The 5,198-nt window shown below is 32.0% G+C and carries 7 protein-coding genes; all 7 read left to right on the plus strand.

The genetic code is table 11. The features are described from left to right. The first annotated feature begins 90 nt into the window (after nt 1–90). The 7 genes from ACSHZO_RS15605 to ACSHZO_RS15635 all read left to right on the plus strand — a co-directional run bounded on the left by ACSHZO_RS15605 (nt 91) and on the right by ACSHZO_RS15635 (nt 5,124). Nucleotides 91–1,092, plus strand: a complete 1,002-nt coding sequence (locus ACSHZO_RS15605) for a DUF4062 domain-containing protein (protein ID WP_298248390.1) — start codon at nt 91–93, stop codon at nt 1,090–1,092. 298 nt (nt 1,093–1,390) lie between these two features. Next, nucleotides 1,391–1,810, plus strand: coding sequence for a hypothetical protein (locus ACSHZO_RS15610; RefSeq protein WP_298248389.1), 420 nt, complete (start codon nt 1,391–1,393; stop codon nt 1,808–1,810). 205 nt (nt 1,811–2,015) lie between these two features. Further along, complete coding sequence (locus ACSHZO_RS15615) at nt 2,016–2,267, plus strand: type II toxin-antitoxin system ParD family antitoxin (RefSeq protein WP_298248388.1); 252 nt, start codon at nt 2,016–2,018, stop codon at nt 2,265–2,267. Continuing rightward, nucleotides 2,260–2,559, plus strand: coding sequence for a type II toxin-antitoxin system RelE/ParE family toxin (locus ACSHZO_RS15620; RefSeq protein WP_298248387.1), 300 nt, complete (start codon nt 2,260–2,262; stop codon nt 2,557–2,559). The genes ACSHZO_RS15615 and ACSHZO_RS15620 overlap by 8 nt, the downstream gene beginning before the upstream one ends. Before the next feature lie 146 nt (nt 2,560–2,705). Continuing rightward, on the plus strand, nt 2,706–3,524 hold the full coding sequence (locus ACSHZO_RS15625; RefSeq protein ID WP_298248386.1) for a hypothetical protein: 819 nt from the start codon (nt 2,706–2,708) through the stop codon (nt 3,522–3,524). Nucleotides 3,525–3,757: 233 nt separating this feature from the next. After that, the gene (locus ACSHZO_RS15630; protein ID WP_298248385.1) at nt 3,758–4,234 is read left to right on the plus strand and encodes a hypothetical protein; all 477 of its coding nucleotides are present in this window, start codon (nt 3,758–3,760) and stop codon (nt 4,232–4,234) included. Between the two features lie 212 nt (nt 4,235–4,446). After that, nucleotides 4,447–5,124 (plus strand): DUF6624 domain-containing protein, encoded by a 678-nt coding sequence (locus ACSHZO_RS15635; RefSeq protein ID WP_298248384.1) that lies wholly within the window; start codon nt 4,447–4,449, stop codon nt 5,122–5,124. Nucleotides 5,125–5,198: the final 74 nt, after the last annotated feature.

The raw sequence follows: 5,198 nt of genomic DNA on the forward strand, positions 1-5,198 counted from the left end.
AACCAGGAAACAAAAACCTAAGCGGACTAATCCGAATACCTTCAACCACAACTGACGATTATTCGAAACCGTTGGCAACAATTATTTAGAATGAATAAACGATATCAAGTATTTATAAGCTCTACTTTTGCAGATTTGAAGGAAGAAAGAGCGAAAGTAATCCAGACTGTTATGGAATTAGATTGTATTCCTGCAGGAATGGAAATTTTTCCAGCTATAGACCAAGAACAGTTTGAATTTATAAAAAAAGTGATTGATGATTGCGATTACTATATTCTGATAATTGGCGGAAGATATGGAACTTTGTCAGAGAAAGGAATTAGTTATACGGAAATGGAATACAACTATGCGATAGAAAAAGGTATAAAAGTGATTGCCTTAATTCATGGAAATTCAGATGATATACCAATTGGTAAATCCGAGAAAAATGAAGCTCTAAGAATTAAACTTCAAAATTTCAAAGATAAAGTTGCAACAAATAGATTAGTTAAATTTTGGAGAAATCTAGAGGAATTACCTGGCTTAGTTGCTTTAAGTTTATCTAAAACTATAAAAACTTATCCAGCAATTGGATGGGTAAGAGCAAATACAGTTGCAGATCCTGAATTATATAAGGAAATTAATGAGCTAAGAAAAGAAAACGAAAAATTGTTAAATAATGCTCCAACGCAATTTACGGAAGTTGATAAAGAAATTGAGTTAGCGGGCCTAGATGATATTATAGAATTATCTGGTAAAAGAGTATGGTGGGATAATCGTTATAAACAAGATAAAAAAAGTGATTGGTCTATAAAAATTTCTTGGGGGAAACTCTTTAGCTTGATAGGACCTTATCTATTAGAAAATCCTAATGACTTCTCTGTACAAAAGACGCTGGCAAAGGTTATTTATGAAACTACAGATGATTATATTTCTAATGGCACTCCATGGTTAATAGATCAAGATTTTCAAACAATTAAAATACATTTGAAAGCTTTAGAATTGATTGAACTTAAATACGCTAAAGCTACTAATGGTGGAATGTCCTTATTTTGGTATTTGACAAAAACTGGAGAAAAATTAATGCTAAAATTGAGAAGTGTAAAAAAATAACTGTTGCCAACATCGGTTAATCGCGAATAACGGGTATTGAGAAAAAAGAGTAATTTTATAAACCACGAAACAAAAGAGTTAATCCGACAAGTCCGCGTCCCTACTCCCGCAACTTGCGATAACCGTAACCGTTGGCAGCAAGCAAAGAAAAATAGATTAAAGAACAAAATTTAAATATCTATAATAAAACAATAAATTATTTCTGGAATTTATTGGGAAATTTAAAATTCCCAAAGAGTTTTATTATATTTTGACAATTTCAAGAAGTAAAAAATAAAGTCTTAAACTAAAACATATTATGAAAATTAAGAGTATCCTAATATTAACGATGGCCTTTGTACTATTTTCTTGTCAAGAAGATGATGATATAAAAAATACAAATGAAACCGAATTAGAAATTAATATCAATAATTTAAAAGGTAGTTGGCTTGCTATTGAAGCTACTGAAAATCCTGGTGACGGTATTGGTGAGTTTCAAGATTTAAATGATTCTGAAGAATTCACTTATAAATTCAAGGAAGACTTGTCAGTTTCCGATACATTTCTTGATTGTGATGGAACCTATATTTTAACAGAAACAACTAGAATTCTAGATTTAAATTTTCAATGTATAGAAGAAGAAATAAAGTGGGAGATTGTTTCTTTACAAGAAAAGCGAATGATTCTAAGTAGTGAAGTATCAGAAGAAAGCTTAAGTGTTAAATTTAATAAGCAATAGAACTAATGCCAGCTGCCAACAACGCATATTCGCAATTGCGGCCATTGAACTAAAAGTAAGTTTAATAGAATCAGGAATAAAAATCTAAATCGGACAAATCCGTTTCTTCATTGCCACAACTGACGAATATACGAGACCGTTAGGTGTAATTTTTCAACTTGTAAAGGTTACCAATTTTGGGTATATTTGAAAAAAAAGAGGAAAAATGAATAAAAATACATCCATATCATTAGGTGATTACTTTGATCAATTCGTGAGAGGTAGAATAAATGAAGGCAGATACAAAAATGTTAGCGAAGTAATTCGTGCTGGATTGAGATTATTAGAAGAGGAAGAAAGTAAAGTTGCTGCTTTGAAAAATGCAATTCAAGAAGGAATTGATAGTGGAATTGATTACAATTTTGATCCAAAAACACATCTTGAATCTTTAAAATCAAATAACAGTCTGAATGGCTAAGTACTATTTAACCAAAAAGGCCGTAGCTGATTTGACTAATATTTGGGGATATACACTAGAAAAATGGTCAGAACAACAAGCTGACTATTATTACCAAAATCTGATTGAAAGTTTTGAGGAAATAACTGAAAAGCCATACTTGGGGAAAAACTATGAAGGAATTACTTCTGGATTACTCGGATTGAGAGTAAAGAAACATATTATATTTTATCGCGAAATTTCTAAGGATGAGATTGAAATCACAAGAATATTACACGGTAGTATGGATTTAAAAAGAAGGATTCGAGAATAAAAAACTACACCTAACATCGGTTGATCGCCAATAAGCGGCAGCATTATTAAGAAAATAATTAACTTGACCGACAACAAATTACTAAGCCGACAAATCCGCGTCCCCTACTCCGCCAACTGGCGATAACCGAGACCGTTAGCCCTAATATGAAAACAAGATTAATTTTTATATTACTAATCTTCATGACTGTGAGTAGTTTTGCCTGCAGTTGTGAAACTCCCAAACCAGCAATAGAATTCTATCAATCTGATTACGTCTTCGAAGGCAAGGTAATAAAGAAAGTTTATGCTTCTGATTCACTTACTTATACTGTTACATTTGAGATTCGGAAACACTATAAACATGGTGAAAATCCTGAATTACTAAATTTTAAATTGAACTCAGAAGGTGAAATAACTGGTCAATTCACATCCTGTGATTGGAATGTGGAAAAAGGTGAATTATGGTTAGTTTATGCCAGAAAAAATAGAGGTCAAAATACATTCTCATATTACTGTTCGAACAGTAAAATAATAAATGAAAGAAATATCCCATTTGAGGAGCAAAAAGTTTTGAATAATGGAAATGAATTAAACTTATATAAATATCGACACAGTTTCAATAACCCCAAGCTCCTGGTCAATATTGATTCTATCTTAGAAAGTTATAGGAATAAAAGGTTCATACCTTCTTCATTCGCTCCTATTATTATAGATGTTGATAATGAGGGAGAGCTTACAGAAGCAAATCTTTTTCCCAGAAACAATTACAAAAAAGAGATTGTTGATACTATATTTGACTTAAACTTGATTAAAAATAAACATGAATCACCTACATCAGAGTTTCAAAAGCTCGCCTTAGAAATAGCCAGAAAGTTAGATCGATGGGAGAAATATTATTACTTGGATTTGAATTATCCTGTAAAGTATAGAACGACTTTGAAATTTGGAGCGGGAAAAGATTCAATTATAAAATTAGAGAAGTGAAATCATACTAGGGCTAACATCGGTTGATCGCCAATAAGCGGTAGCGTAAGTAAGAAAATAATTATCTTGACCAACAAAACTAAACTAAGCCGACAAATCCTCGTCCCATACTCCGCCAACTGGCGATAACCGAGACCGTTGCCTGCAATTCACCAATAGTATTACAAAGAAGAAAAATGAAATGTTATATAATAGTTGAGAATGTCCAAACTGACATTATTGAAAATGTTTTAATGAATTTAGCAAATCTATATGCTAATACAGAGTTTGTTAGAGGAATTCAGCTATTCAGAAAAAAAGGTACTACTGATTCATTTTTAATCTTATTCGCTAATACTCCAGACATCGAAAGATTCAATTACTTCGTAAATTACATTCAATATCCAATAGGATTTGAACATCACTCACCGTTTACTCGGGGTTTTTATAGAACTGATCAGATTGATAAAAATTACGACTTTAAAAACGGCGATTGGATAATGGTTTTCATTTCTAAGACTGATAAAGAATATGACAACGTTCATATTACGAATAGCTCTAATCGAAACTTCGTCTTTGATTTTGGAGGCTCAGTAAAAGCCCTTAATTTAATTGAGGAAAAATTTGAATTGATTGCTACAGATATTGAAAATTATAATCATATTATTGATATCTATCCAAGTAAGGACTTTGAACAGAAGAATCTCAAATCCTGGTGGAAGTTTTGGTAAAAAGTAAAGGCTAGTTAAGTATTAAGTTTTTGAGTAATATTTAGTATCCTAAAGAACTGCAGGCAACATCGGTTGATCGCAAATAATGGGTTTTGTCGAAAAAGTGTAATTTTAGAAACCAGGAAAGAAAACAACTAATCCGACAAGTCCGCGTCCCTACTCCCGCAACTTGCGATAACCGAGACCGTTGTAGCCAATTTTAGTCAAGAAAAATGAGATATATAATTTCCGTAATACTTCTTTTAATCATAACGAATATTTCTGCTCAGGAAATCAACTATGACCTTAAAATAAAGCTTGATTCTATTGAAGAAAAGGATCAAGAACTTAGAAAATTATTTTATCCTATTTCAAATGAAGAAAAGAAATCCATTCTAACAAAGTTTGGATATACCTGGGAAGAATTCAAAGAAGAAGGTTGGGAAATTGTATCAAAACAAGACACAATAAATATTCATGAAGTTTCTAACATTATTAAACAAAACGGTTATCCTGGAAACTCGCTTGTCGGAAAACCGACCAATACAGTTGCCTGGAGTGTCATACAGCATTCAAACAAAATTGAAGAATATTTTCCATTAATAAAAAAAGCAGGTTTAGAAAAGGAAATCCCAATGACTTTAGTGGCTATGATGGAAGATAGAATGCTAATGTATAAGGGATTGCCCCAAAAATATGGGACGCAAGCTAGTGGACATGAGATTAAAGATCCCAAAACGAATGAAACCGTATGGGAATCGTTTATATGGCCAATCGAATCTCCTTCCGCAGTTAATGAATTAAGAAAAGAAATTGGATTTAAACAAAGTATAGAAGAGAGTGCAAAAGATATGGATATCGATTATAAAGTTCTGACCTTAGATTATATAAAAAGCCTTAGTACAAACTAAAACTGGCAACAACAACGGTTAATCGCCAATAAGCGGCACCGTTAGTAAGAAAATAATTAACTTGACCAACAAAC

The organism is Christiangramia sp. 3-2217-3z (assembly GCF_051195275.1).
GTDB lineage: Bacteria > Bacteroidota > Bacteroidia > Flavobacteriales > Flavobacteriaceae > Christiangramia > Christiangramia marina.

Excerpts from the sequence above, each read along its gene's own strand:
- ACSHZO_RS15635 (WP_298248384.1), top strand. The coding sequence starts at position 4,447 with ATGAGATATATAATTTCCGTAATACTTCTTTTAATCATAACGAATATT.
- ACSHZO_RS15625 (WP_298248386.1), top strand. The coding sequence starts at position 2,706 with ATGAAAACAAGATTAATTTTTATATTACTAATCTTCATGACTGTGAGT.
- ACSHZO_RS15610 (WP_298248389.1), top strand. The coding sequence starts at position 1,391 with ATGAAAATTAAGAGTATCCTAATATTAACGATGGCCTTTGTACTATTT.
- ACSHZO_RS15605 (WP_298248390.1), top strand. The coding sequence starts at position 91 with ATGAATAAACGATATCAAGTATTTATAAGCTCTACTTTTGCAGATTTG.
- ACSHZO_RS15615 (WP_298248388.1), top strand. The coding sequence starts at position 2,016 with ATGAATAAAAATACATCCATATCATTAGGTGATTACTTTGATCAATTC.
- ACSHZO_RS15620 (WP_298248387.1), top strand. The coding sequence starts at position 2,260 with ATGGCTAAGTACTATTTAACCAAAAAGGCCGTAGCTGATTTGACTAAT.
- ACSHZO_RS15630 (WP_298248385.1), top strand. The coding sequence starts at position 3,758 with ATGAATTTAGCAAATCTATATGCTAATACAGAGTTTGTTAGAGGAATT.